Raw genomic sequence first — 17,776 nt, 5'->3', positions numbered from 1 at the left:
TCGGGTGCATCGTCCAGTCGCCCTTTGCATGGGCGATGAACGCCTCCTTGACAGCGTCGTATGCCTCGTGCGGCGAGACGGCCCGCTCGACATCGGCGCCCGAGAAGAAGGAGACAGCCATCAGTAGAGGCCGACGTTCGTGTTCGCGACGATGTTGCGTAGGGAATCGGCAAGGCGGTTTCCCGGGCGATCGGGGACGAGGAGCGTGCGATCGTCGAGCACGCGCACGAAGCCCGGTGGGTCACCGCGAGGGCTCACGTCACAGGTGCCGTCGAGTGCCGAGGTCGCGAGCAGCATGAACGGGGAAAGGTCGATGAACCTCCTCATGAGCTCGTTGACCCGGTCACTCACCTTTGCAACCACGATGGCGGCGGGTTCGCCGATCAGTTCGCGCAGGGCCGCCTCGTCGGTGATGAAACCGGTCACGACGGGTCTACGACGCCTTGACGGCGCCGATCAGCTTCACGATCGAGTCCTTCGCATCACCGAAGAGCATCGTCGTGCGCGGATCGAGGTAGAGCTCGTTGTCGATGCCCGCGAAGCCGGGGGCCATCGACCGCTTCATCACGACGACGGCGGCTGCCTTGTCGACGTCGAGGATCGGCATTCCGTAGATCGGTGACGATGTGTCCGTGCGCGCGGCGGGGTTCGTGACGTCGTTGGCGCCGATCACGAGCGCGACGTCGGCCTGCGGAAACTCGGGATTGACCTCGTCCATCTCCTTCAGCACGTCGTATGGGACATTTGCTTCGGCGAGGAGAACGTTCATGTGGCCCGGCATGCGGCCGGCGACGGGATGGATCGCGTAGACGACATCGACGCCCTTGTCCTCGAGGAGCTCGCCGAGCTGGCGAACGTCGTGTTGCGCCTGCGCGACAGCGAGGCCGTAGCCGGGCACGATGATTACCTTGCGGGCGAACGAGAGCATCACGGCGACATCCTCGGGTGAGGTCGCGCGCACGGTGCGGCCGTCATCGACGCGGTCTGCTCCCGCGCCCGTCTGCACCTGCCCGAACGCGCCAAAGAGCACGTTCGTGATCGAGCGGTTCATGGCCTTACCCATCAGGATCGTGAGCAGCGTGCCCGAGGCACCGACGAGCGCTCCGGCGACGATCAGGACGTTGTTCGTGAGCACGAAACCGGTTGCTGCAGCGGCAAGTCCCGTAAAGGCGTTGAGGAGCGAAATCACGACCGGCATGTCTGCGCCGCCGATCGGAAGAACGAACATCACGCCGAAGACGAGTGCGGCGGCGAGGAGCCCGTAGATCAGGCCTTGCTGGTCGCCGCCTGTAGCAATCCAGACGCCGAGCGCCGCCGCGGTTCCGATGATGAGCGCGTTCACGACCTGCTGCCCACGGAATACGATCGGCCGTCCGGAGATGAGCTCCTGCAGCTTTGCGTAGGCGATCAGCGAGCCGGAGAACGAGATTGCGCCGATGAGCGCCGAGAGCGCAACCGATGTGGCCTCAACCGTCGAGAAATCGCCGGCGAACCGATGGAACTCATCCAGCGAGATGAGCGCCGCAGCACCTCCTCCGACCCCGTTGAACAGGGCCACCATCTGCGGCATCGCCGTCATCTTCACCATGCGTGCTCCGACGAGACCGACGGCGCCACCGACGACCATGCCGATCCCGATCAGGGCGTAGTTCCCGACGCTGTCCTGGAAGAGCGTGACGACGATCGCGAGCGCCATGCCCGCAGCGCCGATCCAGTTTCCCTTGCGCGCGTGCTTCGGTGACGACAGGAAGCGGAGCGCGAGGATGAAGGTCACGATCGTGACCAGGTAGAGAGCGTCAGTCGTCGTTCGACTCACGCCGGGGCTCCCTTCTCCTGAACATCTGCAGCATCCGGTCCGTGACCACGAAGCCACCGACGACATTGGCCGACGCGAGCACGACGGCGACCACGCCGACGACCTTCGAGAACGTGTCGTCGGCCGAGCCGGCGATCAGGATCGCGCCGACGATGACGATCCCGTGGATCGCGTTCGTGCCGGACATCAGCGGTGTGTGCAGCATCGTCGGCACCTTCGAGATCACTTCGATGCCGAGGAAGATCGCGAGCACGAGAATCGTCAGCTCGAGGATGAAGGACGTCTCTATGTCGCCACCTCGTCGGTCGGGCGGGCCACGCACGCGCCGCCGGTGATGTCGTCGTCGAAATCGAGCGTCAGCTCGCCTTCGGGAGCGAGGTGCTGGAGCAACGCGCTCACATTGCGCGCGTACAGCCTGCTCGCGTCCGCAGCCATCAGTGACGGTAGGTTCGTGAAGCCGACGATCGTGACGCCGTCCCGAACGATCTCCTGGCCGGGATTCGTGAGCTCGCAGTTTCCACCCGCCTCGGCCGCCAGATCGACGATGCAGCTGCCCGATCGCATCTGCCCGACCGTCGAGGCGGCGATCAGCTTCGGGGCCGGGCGGCCCGGGACGAGCGCGGTCGTGATCACGATGTCGAACTCGGGGACGCGTTCCTCGAGCGCAGCCTGCTGCGCAGCCTGCTGCTCCGGCGTCAGCTCCTTCGCGTAGCCACCCTCGGTCTCCTCGCCGCGCACGCCGAGCTCGAGGAACTTCGCGCCTAGCGACTCGACCTGCTCCTTCACCGCCGGACGCACGTCGAAGGCAGAGACGACGGCGCCGAGCCGTCGCGCGGTGGCGATCGCCTGCAGCCCTGCAACGCCGGCCCCCATCACGAGAACGCGGGCCGGAGCGATCGTTCCCGCAGCTGTCATCAGCAGCGGGAACATCTTCTGGACGCGATCGGCCGCGATCAGCACGGCCTTGTACCCGGCGACGGTTGCCTGCGAGGAGAGGGCGTCCATCGCCTGTGCCCGGGTGATCCGTGGCACCGACTCCATTGCGAACGCGACCACGCCGTGGCGACGAAGGTGCTCGATGCCCTCGGGGTCGGTCAAGGGCGCGAGAAACCCGATCAGCACGGTTCCCGGAGCCATTGCAGCGACCTCCTCGGCGGAAGGCCGCGAAACGCGTACGACGCCGTGGGCTCCGTCGAGCAGCCCGGCCGACTCGCTCAGCGTGGCGCCCGCTGCTGCGTAGTCCTCGTCTGGAAAGCCCGCCGCAGCACCCGCTCCGCGCTCCACGACGACCTCGAACCCTGCAGGCGTCAGGCGGCCGATGGCATCGGGCACGAGGGCCACGCGGCCCTCGCCTGCGGCAGCCTCACGGGGAACGACGATTCGCACACCTTGAATCTACGGGAAGGGATTTCGCCGCGTGGGAGGAACCTCACACTTCGTGCATCGTCTCGCCTCATTGACCGCCGCCACGCGGGCTTGCGACCCGTCGCTCGAGGGCCACGCCTCGCGCGTCGGCCGCCACGCGGAAGCGATCGCGCAGCGCCTCGGCTGGTCGGAGGGCCAGCTGAGCGTGCTCCGGCTCGGTGCCACCCTTCACGACGTCGGCAAGGTGAACGTTCGACCCGGACTACTCCAGAAGCCCGGTCGGCTCGATCCGGACGAGCTCTCGGCGATCCGCGCGCATCCGGTCGAGGGGGCCTGGCTGATAGCGGGTATCCCTGCGTTCGAGCCTGCCCTGGCGTATGTGTTGTTCCACCACGAGCGTTGGGATGGCTCTGGCTACCCGACCGGTCGCGCGGCAGCCGAGATTCCGGTCGAAGGCCGCCTGCTCGCAGTCGCGGACGCGTTCGACGCCATGACCTCGCTTCGCCCGTACCGCGAGCGACTCTCCTCCGACGAGGCGGCAGCCGAGGTCGAGCGGTGCGCCGGGACGCAGTTCGATCCGGCGCTCGCGCAGATCTTCGTGGAGGCGCATGCCTCCGGCGAGATCGGAACGGAAAGCACCGAGCGACTCGTCTCGATCGCCGTCTAGCGATACTCGCGACCATGACCCGTCGACCAAGATCGACGCGCATCTCGCCGCGTTGGACGAGGTCGTCGCCGAGGTCGAAGCAGGTGAGTCAGAGCGAGGCCCACACCTCGAGCTTCGACTTCGTCCGCTTGATCACGTCGTCCGTGAACTCGAGCGTCCCGGCGTGGCCACCGAGATCTGCGGTGCGCACCCCGCCCGCAACGGCCTCGAGGCACGCCTCACGGATCGCCCGACCCGCAGACTGCCCCTCGCTGTACTCGGCGTGACCGAGGAGCGCGGCGCAGGCAAGGATCATCGCCATCGGGTTTGCGACGTCCTTGCCGAAGAGGGACGGCGCTGTACCATGTGCCGCCTCGGCCATCAGCGCAGACGGGACATAGTCGTCCCCGAAGGCAACGAGCATCGACTCCGATCCGGCGATCGAGCCGAAGAGCGGGAGGACGAGGTCGGAGAGAATGTCGCCGTCGCGATTGAGCGCAGGGATCACCATCGGGGAGCCGCTCGACGAGATCAGGAGAGCGAAGGTTGCATCGATCAGCTGAGGCTCGTACTCGACGTCCGGGTGCCGCGCGGAGGCCGCGTCCATCTCCTCCTTCAGCATCCCCTCGTAGATGGGGCTGACCGTGTACTTCGGCCCACCGAACACCTTCGCACCCATGCGCTCCGCCTGGCGGAATGCGAACTCGGCCACTGCCTTGCAGATCCCACGCTCGATGCGCTCGGTGCGGAAGGCCACCTCGTCATCTCCCGCGCCCTCGCGCCACTCCCTGGCGCCGTACGCGTCGCCGACCGCCATGCGCACGACCGAGATGGGGGAATGGACGCCACCGAGCGGCACAACACCGGGTATCCGTCTGCCCGTTCGGACGATCACCTTGCCGCCGATCTCCTCGCGGAGGATGCGATTCGGCGACCCGACGTCTGTCGGCCCCTCGGGGGTCACGGTTGCGGCCTTGATCCCGAACCCGTGCTCACGCACGGCGATGGCCGCCTCGTGAACGACCGCGTTGCTCGTGGCGCGGCGGTTCTCGAGTGAGAGATCGAACCGTGGCAGCGCGAGGTCGAGGCCGATCACGTCGCGGTCGAGGAGGCGCAGCGACGCTTCCAGAAGCTCCTGGCCGGTGTCGTCACCCTCGAGAACCACGATCGTGCGGGACTCCATCGCGCCAGTGTAGTGGCGCTCGTCACGACGCTGTTTCGGTTGTCTCGCTCGTGAATTCACTGATAAAATAGAACGTGTCAATACTCGTGGCAATTCGAAGACCTGGAGCGTAAAGGCTACGTCGACTAGGAGGAATACCGATGGCGCGAAAGACGGTACTCGTGTGTGACAACTGCGGTGTCGAGGTGGAGGAGGGTCGGGGCGCGACGCTCCGCGTCACGTTCACCGATGCCCGGCGCGGCGCGAAGGCGGCCGACCTCTGTGACGGTTGTGCGGGCACGATGCCGGGGGTCGCGGTCGCACGTCGCGGGCGCAAGCCGAAGTCCCTCAGCTAGTCGGTGCGGCGAGTCGACGGACGGAGCGCCAACCCCGTCTCTGCTCCCCGCTCTTTGCGACCGGCAGCGTTTCGCGTAAGACGGGCGGCGCAATTGCCCCGACTACGATGGACTCATGGGTCTCTCGCTCGTCTACGGTCCCGCGCATGCGGGCAAGGTCGCCCTTCTGCTCGACCGCTTCATCGCTGCGCTCGACCGTGACCCCTGGCTGATCGTCCCGAATCGTGTCGATGTCGACCGCGTCGAGCGGGAGCTCGCCGGACGCCGTGGTGCGCTCCTCGCGGGCACAGTCGGCACGTTCGACGCGCTCTTCGGTGCGCTCGCAGGGAACGATCTGTCGGGCCGAGTGCTCGGAGACGCCGGTCGCGGTCTGATCGTCAGGCACCTCGTTGGTGCCTCCACTCTCGACGCATTCGGGCCGTCGTCGCGGTTTGCGGGGTTCACCGATTCGCTCGCGGGAGCGTTGACCGAGATCGAGGCCAATCTCCTCGAGCCCGAGGATCTCGGGGGCGATCTCGGGTCGCTTGCGCGGGCGTATGTGGCGGAGCTGGAACGGCGGGGAGTGCACGATCGCGGCATGGTGCGTCGGCGAGCCGTAGCGCGGCTCACGACGGATCTCGGCGCGTGGGACGGAGCCCCCGTGTTTGCGTACGGCTTCGAGGACCTCACGGGCGCCGAATGGCGTCTGCTCGAGGCGCTCGCAGGTCGAGGCGAGGTGCACGTCTCGCTCCCGTACGAGCCCGGTCGTGCAGTGTTCGCATCGTTGCAGCGAACTGCAGGCGACCTCGGTGCGCTTGCGAACGGTGAGATCGTCGAGATGCCGGCCGGCTCGCACTCCTATCTCCCCGGTGGAATCGCCTATCTCGAGCGCAACCTCTTCGAGGACGCACGTTCGCCCGTGCCGCTCGACGGCTCGATCCGCTTCCTCGAGGGTGCCGGCCGCAGAGCGACGCTCGAGTTGCTCGCGGAGACGATTCTCGATCTCGTCCGCGATGGCGTCGAGCCGGAGGAGATCGCGGTCGTTTGTCCCTCGATCGAACGGTCGCGCGCGTCGGTCGAGACCGCGTTCGGGACGCTCGGCGTGCCGTTTACGATCGAGGGTCGCACGAGGCTCGGCACGACCGCATTCGGACAGTCGCTGCTGTCGTTGCTTCGGTTCGTGTGGAGCGACGGCACGCGTCGCGATCTCTTCGCGTTTCTCCGGACACCGTACGGTGGACTCGGGCGCTCCGACGTCGACTTTCTCGAGGGCCGTCTGCGTGGCCGTGCAGTGCTCAGGGGAGAACGGACGCTCGAGGAGATGACGAAGCTGCGAACGGGGCGTCCGCTGCCGATTCTGGAGGCGCTCGCCGCCGAGGATGGCGCGCTCGCTGCAGCTGCTGCAGCGGTCGAGACGATGTTGCGCCACGCGTACGGTCTCGGGATGCCACCGACGACGATGGGTGCGCGCCGCGATCTCCGCGCTGCGGATGCAGCGCGTGCCGTGCTGGAGGAGCTACGGCAGCTCGCCGGGGCCGGCGCGACCGTCACTCCCGACGACATTCTCACCGCCCTCGATCGGGCGACCGTTCGCGGCGACGACGCAGGCGCCCCGGGGCGCGTCGCTGTTCTCGACCTGGCTCGGGCGCGGACACGAACGTTCGAGGCGGTGTTCGTAATCGGCCTCGAACAGGGCTCGCTGCCGCGTCGCGCTCCCACATCTCCCTTCTTCGATGACGAGACGCGCCGCGACCTCGACGGCGCTCGTGGGGCCCGTCTCGAGCGACCGGATACGGCGAGCCGCGATCGCTACCTCTTCTACACCGCGTGCACGCGACCGCGCAGGCTTCTGACCCTCGTGCGTGAGGCCGCGACGGACGACGGGTCGCCGCGGGAGGCAAGTCCGTTCTGGGAGGCCGTATGCGAGCTCTTCGAGCCGGATGATGTTCGTCGGTCGACGACGCGACGCCCTCTGGCGCGCCTGACGTGGCCCATCGAAGCTGCTCCCACCGAGCGTGAGCGGCTCCGCTCGCTCGCCCGTCTCGCAGCGGACGACCCGCGTGAGGCAGATGCTCTCGCCTACGCGAACGGCTGGCAGCGCAAGCTCGGACGGGCGCGGCGCGCGTTCTCCCGGCCGACGACGATCACGCACCCACGAGCGGTTGCCCTGCTGACGAGCCGCGACACGTTCCGGGTGACCGACCTCGAGCGGATGGCGACGTGCTCGTCGGCATGGTTCGTCGAGCGCTACCTGCGTCCCGGCGAGATCGACCAGGTGATCGGGCCGAAGATGAAGGGCTCCATTGCGCATGTCGCGCTCCAGCGCTTCTACAGCCAGCTCCCGTCGGCGATTCCGGGCGCCGAGAGGGTGACCCCGGAGAACGTCGAGGCTGCCGTGAGGCTCATGCACGAGTGCGTCGACGGTGCACTCGATTCCGGCCTGCGCATCGATGTCGGCGGTCTCGAGCGCAGGGAGCTCGGCCAGGGGCTGCGGCGCGATCTCGAGCAACTCGTGCGTGTCGACGCCGCGGCAAGCTCCACCTTCGTGCCGCGGAAGCTCGAGGTCTCGTTCAAGTCGTACGAGCTTGCGCCCGGTGTCGCCGTGAGCGGGAAGATCGACCGTGTCGATTCCGATCCGATCAGCGCCCGCGGGATCATCATCGACTACAAGTCCGGTGCTGCTCCCTCGGCGTCGCAGATCCATGACGAGGCCCGGCTGCAGATCCCTCTCTACCTGCTCGTCGTGCGCGATCAGCTCGGCCTCGAGCCCATGGGAGGCGTGTACGTGCCGGTTGGCGGCGGTCGCCGCGCCCGCGGAATGCTTCGAGGCGGCGAGGATCAGGTGCCCGGATTCGCTTCCGCCGACTATCTCGACAGCGCCGACTTCGACGCGGAGATCGACCATGCCCGCGACACCGCCGTCGCTCTGGCGGAGCGTATTCGGGTCGGCGACGTGATCCACGACCCGCACGGTGGAGAATGCCCGGGCTGGTGCACGCTGTGGCGCATATGCCGCAAGGAACGCCCGTGAGCACCGTCGCGAAGCCGCTCACGATCCCGAACGAGCAGCAACAGGCCGCGATCGACGCGCGCGGCGAGACGTTCGTCTCCGCCGGCGCCGGGACGGGCAAGACGACCGTGCTCGTCGAGCGCTTCGCTCGATCGGTGGTGGAGGACGGCCTCGACGTCGACTCGTTGCTCGTGATCACCTACACCGATCGGGCCGCCGGCGAGCTTCGTGGACGGATCAGGGCCCGCCTTGGCGAGCTCGATCGTCCCGACCTTGCTCGGGACCTCGACGGCGCTTGGATCTCCACGATCCACGGCTTCTGCCGAAGGCTCCTCACCGCGTACCCGTTCGCGGCCGGAATCGATCCTCGATTCCGTGTTCTCGACGAGGCGCAGGCCCGCGTGATCCAGGGTGAGGCGTTCGCTGCCGCGCTCGAGGAGTTCTGCGCTGCCGACGAGCCCGATCGGTGGCAACTCCTCGCCACCTACGGTGCACGCAGGTTGCGCTCGATGCTCGTGAGCGTCTACGACACGCTCCGTTCGGCGGCGCTCGACCTCGTCCTCGAGCCCGGGGTGGAGGGAGGGCTCAGCGACGCTCTCGACGATCTCGTTGCCGAGGCGACAGCACTCGTTGCGGACGAGCAGGCGACCGATCTCCAGGCAGCGGGTGCGCGTGATGTCCTCGACCTCCTCGAGACGACGCGTCTGCCGGAGCGGCTCCTCGCGCTCGGCACGTCCTCGGCCCGGGGGGCGCGAGCGGCCGCCTTCAACGAGGCGCGGACGGCCATGCACGCGCTCGCTCTCGAGGAGCTCGCCTCCCGCGACCGCGAGCTCCTGCAGGAGATCCTGACCGGGTTTGCGGGCGCGTACGCCGCAGCGAAGGATCGCGAGTCCGCACTCGACTTCGAGGATCTCCAGCTTCGTGCCTGGCAACTCCTCCGCGAGAACGACGACATCCGCGAGCTGGAGCAACTCCGGTTCCGCTCGATCATGGTCGACGAGTTCCAGGATACGAACCGACTCCAGACGGAGCTCATCGATCTCGTCTGTGCCGGCCCCGCGAAGGAGATGTTCTTCGTCGGCGACGAGTTCCAGTCGATCTACGGCTTCCGGCACGCCGATGTGGCCGTCTTCCGCCAGAGGCGCGATGCGGCGCCGCAGGTGTTACCGCTCACTCTCAACTACCGATCGCGTCCCGAGGTTCTAGCGGCCGTCAACGAGCTGTTCGCCGGCGAGTTCGGAGACGACTTCCAGGCCCTCGAGCCGGCGGGCGGCTACGGCGACCCCATCTTCGGGACGCCGGTCGAGCTGCTCGTCACCGACAAGGTGTCGTACGCGGACTCCGGCCTGCACTGGCGGCGCGCGGAGGCGCGACACGTGGCGACACGGGTGCGCGAGCTGGTCGACGGGGGCGTCGCGACGCCCGGCGAGATAGTGCTCCTCTTTGCCGCTGGGACAGACGCCGAGTGGTTCGAGGAGGAGCTTCGTGCGGTCGATCTGCCGACGATCCGGATGACGGGCCGACGCTACTTCGGCCAGCAGCAGGTCGTCGACCTCCTCTCGTACCTGAAGCTCCTCCAGAACCGCTATGACGACGAGGCACTCCTCACCGTCCTCGCTTCGCCGTTCGTCGGCGTGTCGAACGACGCCCTCGTGCTCATCCGCTCGACGGCGGAGCGACGTCCGATCTTCAAAGGCATCGAGCGCACGCTCCCCGCGGACCTGCCAGAGGACGATCGCCGTCTCGTGCGGGCGTTTCTCCAGCGTTACGAGCGCCTCGTCGAGAGCGCGACCCGCCTGTCGCTCGAGTTGCTGTGCGAGCGCATCCTCGTCGAGCACGACTACGACCTCGCCGTTCTGACACGGCGCGACGGTCAGCGGCGATACGCGAACCTGCGAAAGCTCGCCCGGCTCGCGCGGTCGTACGAGGAGCTCCGCGGCCCCGATCTCGAGGGGTTCATTCGCTTCGTCGGCGAGCAGGACGCAGCCGGGGCGCCCGAGCGTGACGCGGTCTCCGAGGAGGAGGGCGCCGACGCCGTACGGTTGCTCACGATCCACGCCGCCAAGGGGCTCGAGTTCAAGGTCGTCGTGGTCGCAGATGCCGGCAGGGAGCGAACGAGCAGCGACGAGATTCTCTGCCTTTCGGACGGCAGGTTCGGCTTCAAGGTCGCGCATCCGGACACCGGGACTCGGGTCACGACGAGCTCTTACAGGGACGTCAAGGAGGCGCGTGACCACCAGGAAGAGGCCGAGCGCCTGCGCCTCTACTACGTCGCGATGACGCGGGCTGAGGAACGGCTGATCGTCTCCGGTTCCGTCGACCGCACCAAGGAGCGGGACGAGCGGACACCGATCGGCTGGGTGCTCGACCGTCTGATGCTCGGTGAGGAGCTCGATCGACCCGACGCGGTCGGGCCCGTCGAGGCCGAGCGTGGCGCGGCCGGCGTCGTTCTCCGCATCGACCGGCACGTCCCCGCGAGCGCCGCGGCCGAGAGTGTGACTGCACCCGACTCGGACGTTGCCGCTCCCGAGGCGAGCCAGCTCGTGCTCTTCGAGGGAGCGGGTGAGGACGTTCCCCCTCCGGCTCCGAGGCTTCGCGATCTCGTCGAGATCCCGGCGCCGCCGCTTGCGCACGTCTCCCGTCTCTCGTACAGCGCCGTCTCGCTCTTCGATCGTTGCGGGTACCGCTACTACGCCGAGCGGGTGGTCGGGATGAAGCCTGTCCCCTGGGAGTCCGACACACGAGACGCGGGAGGGCTCCACGCGACCGAGATCGGCGACGCCGTCCACCGGCTGCTCGAGCTCGTCGACCTCGCAAGGCCCGAAGCGCCCGACGCAGCAGCGCTCCTGGTCCTCGTTCGCGCCTGGTACCCGACAGTCACCGACGCCGAGGTCGCCCGCGTGAGTGAGTTCGTGCACGCATATACGAGCTCGGCGCTTGCCTCCCGGATTGCAACCCTCGAGGGCGTTCGCCCGGAGCGGCCGTTCGCGTTCGAGCTCGACGGCGTGCTCGTGAACGGGAGGCTCGATGTCCTCTGGCTCGAGGGTACGAAGGCGCTCGTCCTGGACTACAAGACGAATGCGCTACATGGTCGTGACCCGGCCCTGATCGTCGAGCACGAGTACTCGACGCAGCAGACGGTCTACGCGATCGCCTGCCTCCGCGCGGGAGCGGAACAGGTCGAGGTCGTGTACCACTTCCTCGAAGAGCCGGACGGCGTCGTCTCGACGATCTTTACTACCGCCGATGCGGAGCGCCTCGAGGGAGTGCTTTCTGCGTCGATTGCCCGAATTCGTGAGGGTAGCTTCAAGCCGACGCCGACTGCGTTTGCCTGCTCGGGTTGCCCTGCGCTCGATGTCGTCTGCGCGGGGCCGCGGCTCGGCGGATTCGCCCAAGCTGCTGTCGAGCCCGGCTACGCCCCGGCGGAGTAGCTCGAGTGGCTCCGAGTTACGTCTCCGAAGCGCGTCGCCGCGGTCTCGGCACGCGCCGGGAGCGGATCGGGCTGGTCGTCGAGCGGCTCGCGGCGGAGCACTCCGACGCCGAGATCGCCCTCAACTTCGGAAGTGACGTCGAGCTGCTCATCTCGGTGATGTTGTCGGCTCAGACGACCGATGTGAACGTCAACCGGGTGACCGAGAGGCTGTTCGTCAAGTACAGGCGCCTCGAGGACTACCTTGCCGTTCCGATCGAGGAGCTCGAGCTGGATGTCTTCCAGACGGGGTTCTACCGGCAGAAGGCGAAGGCGATTCGTGGTGCGATGACCGTCCTGCTCGAGGAGTTTGGCGGCGAGGTGCCGCGCACGATCCCCGAGCTGCTCCGTCTCCCGGGTGTCGCGCGCAAGACGGCCAACGTCGTCGCGGCCGAGCTCGGGGAGGCGCAGGGCATCGTCGTCGATACGCACGTGCGTAGGATCTCGCAGCGGCTCGGGCTGACGCGGGAGGACGATCCCGTGAAGATCGAGCGCGACCTCGTCAAGATCGTGCCGAAGGCGGACTGGCACCGGTTTCCGCACCTCATGATCTGGCACGGGCGGCGTGTCTGCGACGCGCGCAAGCCACGTTGCGAGGAGTGTGTGCTCGCGGAGCTCTGCCCGGCGTGGAGAGCGTCCACTGCGCGAGGGTGAAGTTTCACCCCAGGCCCGGGGTGCTCATGGCCGCACCCAGTGCTGCAGCCTGAGCTCGTCGCCGTACTTGAACTGGCGGAGCAACGCGTACCGCGGCGTGGTGACGGACGGTCGCGACGCCGCGATCGCCTCCTCCGCTGTCTCGGCTCTGACGGCGACCCAGACTCCGTCGCCGCGAGCAAAGCGGAGCGTGGGGAGGTACGGCGCGTAGTACGCGAGAGCAGCGCGTGAGCCCCCGGGCAGGACGATGACCGTCTCGTTCGGCCCCTTGACGCTCTTGACGGCGGCGGCGAGGGCGCGCCAGTCCTCGCTGACAGGCTGCCGGAGTTGCACGACGATCGTGGTGCCGGACGCGATCAGGAGGATCGCGAGGCCGGCAGCGACGAGGCCTCGAGTGGGGGAGAGGAGAAGCACCACGGCACCCACGGCGAGCGCCACGCCGGGAGCGCAGAGAACGAGGGCACCCGCGTGGACGGGCAGGCCGACGGCCGTGAGCAGGGTGACGATGGGCGGCGCGGCGATGAGACCCGAGACGAGCACTCCGATCCATCTCCCGGGCGAGTCCGACTGTGCATCGCGAAGGAGGAAGACGATGCCGGCAACCGCGGCCGCCCCGAGCGCCGGATTCCAGCCGCCCGCCGCGACGATCTCACGACCGAGGCTCGTGAGATCGAGATCCTCGGGCGCGGACGCCGAGAATCGGTCGGCGGCCATCCAGATGAGCAGGCCGGTGGCGAACACCGTCCCCGCTAGGAGCGAGATGCCAGCAGTTCGGAGGTCGGCCCTGTCGCGTCGCGCGATCAGTGCCGCACCGTGGGCCGCGAGGACGGAGGCGGCGAGCGGGTGATAGAGCGGAAGCGTCGCGGCCGCGAGCGCGTACAGCACCCACCACCAGCCTCCTCCGCGCTCGAGAGCCTCGACGAGAAGGAGGGTTGCGATGACGATCCCGAGGATTCCGAGCGCGTAGGGCCGAGCCTCGCGGGAGGCTACGACGACGCCGGCGTTGGCGGCGAGCGCGACTCCGGCGACGAGCCCACCGACGCGCCCGAGCAGCATCGTGCCGAGAACGACCATCAGTCCGGCAGCGAGGGCGACGGCGATCGCCGACGGCGCACGAAGGGCGAGCTCGTCGTTGCCGACGGTCATTGCGAGTCGCAGCACGAGGAGGCTCCCTGCTTCTCCAGGCGCATCGTTCACGATCGTCGTCAGGACGTCGCCGAGCTGGCCGTCGGCCCTCGCGATCGAGGCTGCCTCGTCCGTCGTGATCGCGCGGCTGCCGAGCGCAATCGCTCCGAGTGCAAGCGATCCGACCGCGACCCCGAGTGGCGCAAGCTGCCATGCCACGGCCCACCGCGCTCGCTCGACGGGGGCACGGGTGACGTCGCTGCCCTCGTTCACGAAACGAGGCTACACGCGGCTCCGGTTGCCTCTACGGGCGGGGCTCGTAGATCCGGACGGCGAGCTTGTGCCCGAACTGCTCTCCCGAGACAACGCGTAGTCGGCCCGAGGTGCGGCTAGCCGCTGCTGGTCGCCGTCAAGGCCGCGTGACGGAGGTCGCTCAGGTAGCGCTCGGCGTCGAGCGCAGCGGCGCATCCCGATCCGGCTGCCGTGACGGCCTGTCGATACGTGTGATCCTGCACGTCGCCCGCGGCAAACACTCCGGGCACGTTGGTCTCGGTCGACTTACCGCGCGTAACGAGGTAGCCACTGTCCTCCTCGTGGTCGAGTTGCTCGACGAAGAGCGCCGTGTTCGGGTCGTGGCCGATCGCGACGAAGAACCCGTCGGTCTCGATCTCGCTGAACTCGCCCGTCTGCGTGTCCTGCAGCCTGACGGCGGTTACCTTCGCGTCGCCGATCACTTCGTCGATGGTCTTGTTGAGCACGAATTCGATCTTCTCGTCTGCGCGGGCACGGTCGACCATGATCGGCGAGGCCCGGAACTCCTCACGCCGATGGACGAGGTAGACCTTGCTCGCGAATCGGCTGATGAACGTCGCCTCCTCGAGCGCGGAGTCGCCACCGCCGACGACCATCACGACCTTGTCGCGGAAGAAGGAGGCGTCACAGGTGGCGCAGTACGAGACGCCACGCCCCTGGAGGCGCAGCTCGGACTCGAGGCCGATCTGTCGTGCGCTCGCGCCGGTCGCAACGATGACGCTGTCGGCGACGAATTCGTCCTTGCCGACGTAGACCTTGAACGGACGCTCCGAGAAGTCGACGCGCGTGACGTCGTCGGTGAGGAACTCCGCTCCGAAGCGCTCTGCCTGGCGACGGAAGTCCTGCATCATCGTCGGGCCCATGACGCCGTCGGCGTAGCCGGGGTAGTTCTCGACGTCGGAGGTGATCATCAACTGCCCACCCCAGTTGAAACCCTCGATCACGAGCGGCCTCAGGTTGGCGCGTGCGGAGTAGAGCGCTGCCGTATACCCGGCCGGCCCGCCCCCGATGATGATCACGTTGCGTACGTCGGTCATGGTGTCCATAGCTCCTCAGTCCTTGAATGCGGTGTTGCGTTACGTCGGTGAGCTTCCGTCCTACCGTAGACAACGCCGCACGAGGACAGCGTGTTCCATCGGGCGGGTGCCGGGTCTAGGCTGCGCTCGCGTCCGATGACAGGACCTCGAGCGGTGTCGGCAGTTCCACTACGAGTTCCTGCGCGCTCAGCGTGCGCGTCTGCCGCTCGATCGGCACGAGCTCGGGTGGCTCGATGCCGGTGATCCCGAGCTGTTCGAAGCGCCTGGCCTGCGGGAGCACCTGCCGTTCGAGCGACCCGACCGTCTCGTTGTAGGACTTGACCGCTCCGTCGAGCGTGCGGCCGAGCTTCGACATATGGGCTCCCATGGTAGAGAGCCGCTTGTAGAGCTCGCGGCCCAGGTCGCTGATCTGCCGCGCCCCTTCGGCGATCGTCTCCTGCTGCCAGCCGTAGTGCACCGCCCGCAGGAGCCCGATCAGGTTCGTCGGTGTCGCCGGAATGACGTTGTTCGACAGAGCGAGCTCGTGGAGGGAGGGGTCGACGTCGAGAGCGGCGAGCCACGATGACTCGTCGTGCAAGAACATGACGACGAACTCCGGCGTGGCCGGCAGCTGCCGCCAGTACGCCTTCTGTCCGAGCGACTGGATGTGCGTCCTGACCTGACGGGCGTGGTCGGCGAGGCCGGCACGTCGTGCCTCGTCGCTTGCCCCTTCCTGGTGGGCGCTGAGGTAGCCCGCGAGTGAGACCTTGGAGTCGATCACGATCGACTTGCCGCCGGGCAGCTTCACGATCACATCGGGTCGCAGGACGCGACCGTCGTCGCCGGACACGGTCTGTTGCTCGTCGAAGTCGCAGTACGAGAGCATCCCGGCCATCTCGATCACGCGCTTGAGCTGGATCTCGCCCCACTGGCCGCGTACCTGAGAGTCTCCACGCAGGGCGCTGACGAGATTGCCCGTCTGCAGTCGCAGTCCCTCGTGGGCCGATCGGACGATCTCGAGCTCCTTGTGGATTTCGCCGTAGGCCCGTTGGCGCTGCTGCTCCATCAGGTTGACGTTGGTCTCCACCTTCTCGAGCGACTTCTTGAGTGGCTCGACGAAGACGCCGAGGCGGCCCATTGCCTGCTCGGTGAAGGTGTTTGCGTTATCGCGCAGCGCCTCGGTCGAGATTGCCTTGATCGCCGTTTCGACGCGCGCATCGAACGCGCCACGTTCCGCTGCGAGGGCACCCTGTGTCTCCGCGAGTGCGCGGTGCGCCTCGCGTGCTTCGATGGCCGCTTGATCGCGGTCGGAAAGCGCTCGGCGCACGGCGATGAAGTAGACGCCGGCGGCGCCGATCACGAGCCCAATCAGGAGTGCGACGATGGTCATCAGGTCGACGAACGGTAGTCCTGCCGCCGGACGGAGCCTGACGGCCGCCTCTCGGGGTACGATTCCCCCATGCCTCCGACTCCACGCCCCCACGGTCCGAAGAAGAAGAAGACGCCCGTGAGGGTCCCGGCGTCAGGCGGCGATTCCAACCGTCGCCTACTGATCATGATGGGCATTGCTGCGGTAGTCGTCGTGATCGCCGGCGGCCTCTCCTTCGTCCTCTTCGGCAACGGGAGCAGTGTCACCGGCGGTGCGAGCGCCGCTGAGGCGACGAAGAAGCTCGAAGGCGCAGGCTGCACGGTGAAGGCCGTGAACTCGATCGCCTCGAACGATCACTCCGTCGCCACGCCGGAAGGTACGTCGTCCAAGTGGAACACGTCGCCCCCGACGAGCGGCCCGCACTACAGTCAGCAGGCGATCTGGGGCTCCTTCACCGAGCCGCTCCTGCAGGCGCAGGTCGTCCACAACCTCGAGCACGGTGGGATCTTCATCCAGTACGGCGAGGACGTTCCCAAGGCGACGGTCGATCAGCTGCAGGTGTTCTACGACGCGCACCGGAACGGCACGCTCCTCGCGCCGCTCCCGAGCCTCGGCTCGAAGATCGCGCTCGGAGCGTGGACGACGAAGGATGGCAAGCCCGATGAGGGCACCGCGTACCTCGTCACGTGTGCCGATTTCGACGAGGACGCATACGCGGCATTCTTCGCGGCGAATCAGTTCAAGGGGCCAGAGCGGTTCCCGAAGAACTCGATGCAGCCCGGCTCGTAGCACGCGCTGCGGTCAGGTTCGTTCCCCCGAGACCCGCAGGCGGGCCTCTTCGGGATCGCGCCCGGTGCGCACAAATGGAGCGGACAGCACCGTGCAGATTGGGGAGTGGCGATACGCTTCTCGATCACGAGTCCTCACGATGCCGGGGCTGGGACTCGAACCCAGACGGCCCGAAGGCCACCCGATTTTAAGTCGGGCGCGTATGACCAGTTTCGCCACCCCGGCAGTCCTCCTCGGGCGAGTGTAACCGCGCATCCGAGTACACTCCCGCCCCATGGCGAGCATTCACGAAGAGGAGCTGCACGAGCCCCTGGAGTGGGATACCCCGCTCTATCGCACCGCCGTCGCCCAGTACGACCAGGCCGTGCCGTATGCGAACATCGACCCCGACGTGGCCGAGCGCCTCCGCTTCCCGGAACGCGCGTTCATCGTCAGCTGCCCGGTGCGCCTCGACAGCGGCCGCCGCGTCGTCTTCGCGGGCTATCGCGTCCAGCACTCCTCGGTGCTCGGCCCGACCAAGGGCGGCATCCGCTACGACCCGGAGGTGACGCTCGGTGAGTGCGCTGCGCTGGCGGTCTGGATGACGTGGAAATGCGCGCTGCTGCGGCTGCCGTACGGTGGTGCCAAGGGCGGCGTGCGCTGCAACCCGCGTCAGATGTCGCCCCGCGAGCTGGAGGGGCTCACGCGCCGTTTCACCTCCGAGCTGCT

15 protein-coding genes and 1 tRNA gene are annotated in these 17,776 nt (G+C 67.7%); 7 read left to right on the top strand and 9 right to left on the bottom strand.

What is annotated here, in order from left to right:
• Positions 1-120: 120 nt before the first annotated feature.
• The 4 genes from ABIR74_RS07470 to ABIR74_RS07455 are packed head-to-tail and all read right to left on the bottom strand — an operon-like array spanning position 121 to position 3,202.
• Positions 121-426, bottom strand: a complete 306-nt coding sequence (locus tag ABIR74_RS07470; protein ID WP_348176635.1) for a pyridoxamine 5'-phosphate oxidase family protein — start codon at positions 424-426, stop codon at positions 121-123.
• 7 nt (positions 427-433) lie between these two features.
• On the bottom strand, positions 434-1,786 hold the full coding sequence (locus ABIR74_RS07465) for an NAD(P)(+) transhydrogenase (Re/Si-specific) subunit beta (protein WP_348176637.1): 1,353 nt from the start codon (positions 1,784-1,786) through the stop codon (positions 434-436).
• Positions 1,787-1,796: 10 nt separating this feature from the next.
• Positions 1,797-2,138 carry an NAD(P) transhydrogenase subunit alpha gene (locus tag ABIR74_RS07460; RefSeq protein ID WP_348176633.1) on the bottom strand — a complete coding sequence of 114 codons (342 nt, stop codon included), beginning with the start codon at positions 2,136-2,138 and terminating at the stop codon, positions 1,797-1,799.
• Complete coding sequence (locus tag ABIR74_RS07455; protein ID WP_348176631.1) at positions 2,102-3,202, bottom strand: Re/Si-specific NAD(P)(+) transhydrogenase subunit alpha; 1,101 nt, start codon at positions 3,200-3,202, stop codon at positions 2,102-2,104. The genes ABIR74_RS07460 and ABIR74_RS07455 overlap by 37 nt, the downstream gene beginning before the upstream one ends.
• Positions 3,203-3,233: 31 nt before the next feature.
• On the opposite strand from ABIR74_RS07455, the gene ABIR74_RS07450 reads away from it, so the two are divergent.
• The gene (locus ABIR74_RS07450; RefSeq protein WP_348176629.1) at positions 3,234-3,848 is read left to right on the top strand and encodes an HD-GYP domain-containing protein; all 615 of its coding nucleotides are present in this window, start codon (positions 3,234-3,236) and stop codon (positions 3,846-3,848) included.
• Between the two features lie 88 nt (positions 3,849-3,936).
• On the opposite strand, the gene ABIR74_RS07445 is transcribed toward ABIR74_RS07450, so the two are convergent.
• The gene (locus tag ABIR74_RS07445; protein ID WP_348176627.1) at positions 3,937-5,010 is read right to left on the bottom strand and encodes an isocitrate/isopropylmalate family dehydrogenase; all 1,074 of its coding nucleotides are present in this window, start codon (positions 5,008-5,010) and stop codon (positions 3,937-3,939) included.
• A gap of 140 nt (positions 5,011-5,150) precedes the next feature.
• Between ABIR74_RS07445 and ABIR74_RS07440 the strand changes: the two genes are divergently transcribed.
• From ABIR74_RS07440 to nth, 4 genes are all read left to right on the top strand, one after another.
• Positions 5,151-5,345 (top strand): hypothetical protein, encoded by a 195-nt coding sequence (locus ABIR74_RS07440; RefSeq protein ID WP_348176625.1) that lies wholly within the window; start codon positions 5,151-5,153, stop codon positions 5,343-5,345.
• Between the two features lie 115 nt (positions 5,346-5,460).
• Entirely contained in the window at positions 5,461-8,355 is a 2,895-nt protein-coding gene (locus tag ABIR74_RS07435; protein WP_348176623.1) for a PD-(D/E)XK nuclease family protein, read from the top strand.
• A complete protein-coding gene (locus tag ABIR74_RS07430) occupies positions 8,352-11,765 on the top strand; it encodes a UvrD-helicase domain-containing protein (protein ID WP_348176621.1) in 3,414 nt (1,137 codons plus the stop codon). The genes ABIR74_RS07435 and ABIR74_RS07430 overlap by 4 nt, the downstream gene beginning before the upstream one ends.
• 5 nt (positions 11,766-11,770) lie before the next feature.
• Positions 11,771-12,457 (top strand): endonuclease III, encoded by a 687-nt coding sequence (gene nth / locus ABIR74_RS07425; RefSeq protein WP_348176619.1) that lies wholly within the window; start codon positions 11,771-11,773, stop codon positions 12,455-12,457.
• Between the two features lie 24 nt (positions 12,458-12,481).
• On the opposite strand, the gene ABIR74_RS07420 is transcribed toward nth, so the two are convergent.
• From ABIR74_RS07420 to ABIR74_RS07410, 3 genes are all read right to left on the bottom strand, one after another.
• Positions 12,482-13,855: a glycosyltransferase family 39 protein gene (locus tag ABIR74_RS07420; RefSeq protein WP_348176617.1), complete on the bottom strand. Its 1,374-nt coding sequence runs from the start codon at positions 13,853-13,855 to the stop codon at positions 12,482-12,484.
• 116 nt (positions 13,856-13,971) lie between these two features.
• Positions 13,972-14,931 (bottom strand): thioredoxin-disulfide reductase, encoded by a 960-nt coding sequence (gene trxB, locus ABIR74_RS07415; protein WP_348176615.1) that lies wholly within the window; start codon positions 14,929-14,931, stop codon positions 13,972-13,974.
• Between the two features lie 115 nt (positions 14,932-15,046).
• The gene (locus ABIR74_RS07410) at positions 15,047-16,300 is read right to left on the bottom strand and encodes a DNA recombination protein RmuC (RefSeq protein WP_348176613.1); all 1,254 of its coding nucleotides are present in this window, start codon (positions 16,298-16,300) and stop codon (positions 15,047-15,049) included.
• Positions 16,301-16,369: 69 nt separating this feature from the next.
• Between ABIR74_RS07410 and ABIR74_RS07405 the strand changes: the two genes are divergently transcribed.
• Positions 16,370-17,068 (top strand): DUF3105 domain-containing protein, encoded by a 699-nt coding sequence (locus ABIR74_RS07405; RefSeq protein ID WP_348176611.1) that lies wholly within the window; start codon positions 16,370-16,372, stop codon positions 17,066-17,068.
• A gap of 140 nt (positions 17,069-17,208) precedes the next feature.
• Here ABIR74_RS07405 and ABIR74_RS07400 read toward each other — a convergent pair.
• Positions 17,209-17,293: transfer RNA gene (locus ABIR74_RS07400), tRNA-Leu, on the bottom strand.
• Positions 17,294-17,342: 49 nt separating this feature from the next.
• On the opposite strand from ABIR74_RS07400, the gene ABIR74_RS07395 reads away from it, so the two are divergent.
• Positions 17,343-17,776 (top strand): Glu/Leu/Phe/Val dehydrogenase dimerization domain-containing protein (locus ABIR74_RS07395; protein WP_348176609.1); only part of this gene is annotated, 434 nt, incomplete at its 3' end.

It is taken from the genome of Gaiella sp., from assembly GCF_039915195.1.
Lineage (GTDB): Bacteria > Actinomycetota > Thermoleophilia > Gaiellales > Gaiellaceae > Gaiella.
This window is presented reverse-complemented; position numbering and strand designations above follow the sequence as displayed.

Bases quoted from the DNA above. Each gene is read 5' to 3' on its own strand.
- ABIR74_RS07445 (WP_348176627.1), bottom strand. From the start codon at position 5,010: ATGGAGTCCCGCACGATCGTGGTTCTCGAGGGTGACGACACCGGCCAG.
- ABIR74_RS07440 (WP_348176625.1), top strand. From the start codon at position 5,151: ATGGCGCGAAAGACGGTACTCGTGTGTGACAACTGCGGTGTCGAGGTG.
- ABIR74_RS07410 (WP_348176613.1), bottom strand. From the start codon at position 16,300: ATGACCATCGTCGCACTCCTGATTGGGCTCGTGATCGGCGCCGCCGGC.
- trxB (WP_348176615.1), bottom strand. From the start codon at position 14,931: ATGACCGACGTACGCAACGTGATCATCATCGGGGGCGGGCCGGCCGGG.
- ABIR74_RS07435 (WP_348176623.1), top strand. From the start codon at position 5,461: ATGGGTCTCTCGCTCGTCTACGGTCCCGCGCATGCGGGCAAGGTCGCC.
- ABIR74_RS07405 (WP_348176611.1), top strand. From the start codon at position 16,370: ATGCCTCCGACTCCACGCCCCCACGGTCCGAAGAAGAAGAAGACGCCC.